The sequence below is a fragment of the Streptomyces calidiresistens genome, assembly GCF_014141525.1.
GTDB lineage: Bacteria > Actinomycetota > Actinomycetes > Streptomycetales > Streptomycetaceae > Streptomyces > Streptomyces calidiresistens.
On record NZ_VKHS01000760.1, the window covers coordinates 1 to 2,572 of the forward strand.

Genomic DNA, 2,572 nt, shown 5'->3' on the forward strand with positions numbered 1-2,572 from the left:
AAGACCTACATTTGAAGCTTCGTCGTCAGCGTCAGATCTGTATAAGAGACAGGTCCGGCTCCCGGGGCGCCTCCCCGGTCCCCGCAGCACGCTCGGTCGCCGCCAACCGGTAGCGGGTCACCGCCCGTTCCGCCGCCCGCAGGTCGCACGGCGCGCTCCAGAGCATCCGCCGGGCGGTGTCGTAGTGCCGCGCCAACTCCGGGTCCGCGTTCGCGCCCGAACGTTCCGCCCGGGCGCGGTAGGCGTCCAGCCGCCCGCGCAGTTCGGCCCGGATCGCCAGCGGCGCGGTCACCGCCGTCAGGGACTCCCTGGCCCGTTCCAACTCCCGCTCCGCCCGCTCCTCCAGCGAGTCCAGCAGCGGGGACAGCCGGTGCCACTGGGCGTCGCGCCGGTACTCCGCCGCCGCCGTCAGCTCCGCCCGCAGCGCCGACGCCGGGCCGGTGACCGCCGGCACCTCCGAGGCCGCGATCCTGGCCAGCACCTCCCCCCGGGCGGTCCGGGCCTCGGCCAGGGTCCGATCGGCGCGGGAGAGCACGTCGCGCAACCGCGTCAGGCGCTCCTCCGAGTCGCGGCGGACGGCGATCACCGCGTCCACCTCGCGGCGGATGTCCTCGATCAGCCGGGCGGCCCGGTCGTACCGCTCGGTGTCCGGACGCCCGGCGCCCGGCGTGGAACTGCCCTCCGCCCGCCGCCAGAACGCCAACGGGTCCATCAGCACCTCGGCCCGCAGCGCGGCGAGTTCGTCGGTCACCCGGGCCAGGTCGTCGCCGGCCGGATGCGCGCCGGGCCGCACGCCGACGGAGCGGGCGAGCCCGGTCAGCCGGCGCAACTCGGCGGCGAGCAGGTCGATCCGGGCGGGGAGGGCGGACCACACCGCGTCGGCGGCCACCACCACGTCCAGCACCCGCGCGTACCCGGCGTTCAGCCGTTCCACGGCGGCGGCCCACCCCCCGGACGCCCCGGCCGCGTCGGCGGGTTCCGGGGCCTCCCGGGCGTCGGCGGCGCCCCGGGGGCCGGTGGTCCCCGGGGCGCCGCCCGGCCGCTCCTCCAACAGCTCCGCCAGCTCGGCCAGTTCCTCCGGTTCCGGGAAACGGCGCCGGGCCCGGACCGCCCGGGCGTCCTCCAGCCTCTTCCCCCAATCCTCGAAACACGCCCACAGCGAGGCGAGCTCCTCCTCGGCGGCGGTCCACCGCTCGGCGGTGACGCCGATCAGTTCCGCGCCCTCCAGCAACCGGCGCCCGGCGTGGTCCTGGAGCGCCAGCAACGAGGTCTCGATCGCCTCGTGCTCGACGCCCAGCCGTGCCAGCCGCCGGTCGGCCTCCTCCCGGCTCAACACCAGGTCCACTCCTCGTTCGTCCGGGTTCTCCCCGTGCCGTCACCCTCGTGCCGGTTCCCCACAGCCGGCGCCCCGGCGCCCCGCCGCGGGTCGCCTGCCCGGGGCCGACCCGCCGGGCCCCGCCGCACGGCGTGCCTCCCGGCGCCGGTCGTCCCGATCGTCACGTACCCACCGGTGGTTCCGGGCGCCCCGGCCGGGAAACGGAACCGCCCGCGCACGCCCCGGGGCGGCGGCACCCCGGCTGTCCCCGTCCTTCCCCCCGACGGGGTGTCGGCAACCCCGGGAGACGGCACGAGCGCCCGGGTTCCCCCGTCCGGGGAATCCCCACGCCTCCCGTCCGTCCCGTTCCGGGGCCCTCGGACCTCAATCCCGGTACACCGGTACCGGGGGTCGGGGATCGGGATCCTCCAGGTGATCCGCCAACCACCGCTCGTACGAGGCGTGCCACGCACTGTCCGCACCTCCCGCCGTGAATCCCTCCAGGGCCCGGTTGACCCGCCGGACCAGATCCTCGTCGTCGGGATGCATCGCCACCCCGTACGGCTCCACGGTGAGCGGGTCCCCCACCGGCCGCAGGGTCGGGTCCTGCGCGATGTGCCCGGCGGCCAGCGCGCTGTCCGTCACCAGGGCGTCCGCCTCGCCCAGTTGGAGCAGCACCACGCAGTCCAGGTGGTTGGCGGTGGTGACCGTCTCCACCCCCCGGGAGACCACGTCGAGCTCCCGGAGCAGCGCCTCGGCGGTCGAGTCGGTCGCGCTGCACACCCGTTTCCCGGTCAACGAGCCGTCCAGACCGGTGATCCCGGACCGGCGCGGCACCACCACCTGCTGCCCGGCCTCGAAGTAGGCGGCGGAGAAGGCCACCTCCCGCCGGCGCTCGCAGGTGATCGACATCGTCCGCACCACCATGTCCACCTCCCGCTCCCGGATCAGACGGATCCGCTCGGAGGTGGGCACCGCCCGGTACACCACCCGGGCGTCGGGGCCCAGCAGTTCCTCGGCCACCGCCTCCACCAGGTCGATGTCGAAGCCGGTGAACCGACCGGTGTCGGGGGTGCGGAAACCCCAGAGATAGCTGTTCTGGTCCACCCCCACCACCAGGGCGCCCCGGGCGAGGATCCGTCGCACGGCGGGTCCGGAGGCGTCGGAGGGGCGCGGGCTCTCCGCCACGTCCCGGCCGTCCGGGCACCGCTCGCGTTCCGGGGGGCCCGGCGGCGGGGAGGCGGGGAACGGGAGGGC

General features: G+C 76.0%; 2 protein-coding genes. Both read right to left on the reverse strand.

Annotated elements, in window-relative coordinates; genetic code table 11:
• Positions 1–31: 31 nt before the first annotated feature.
• Positions 32–1,336: a hypothetical protein gene (locus FOE67_RS30985; protein WP_182666659.1), complete on the reverse strand. Its 1,305-nt coding sequence runs from the start codon at positions 1,334–1,336 to the stop codon at positions 32–34.
• Between the two features lie 363 nt (positions 1,337–1,699).
• On the reverse strand, positions 1,700–2,572 hold an 873-nt coding region (locus FOE67_RS22445; protein ID WP_182666658.1), incomplete at its 5' end, for a glutamate ABC transporter substrate-binding protein.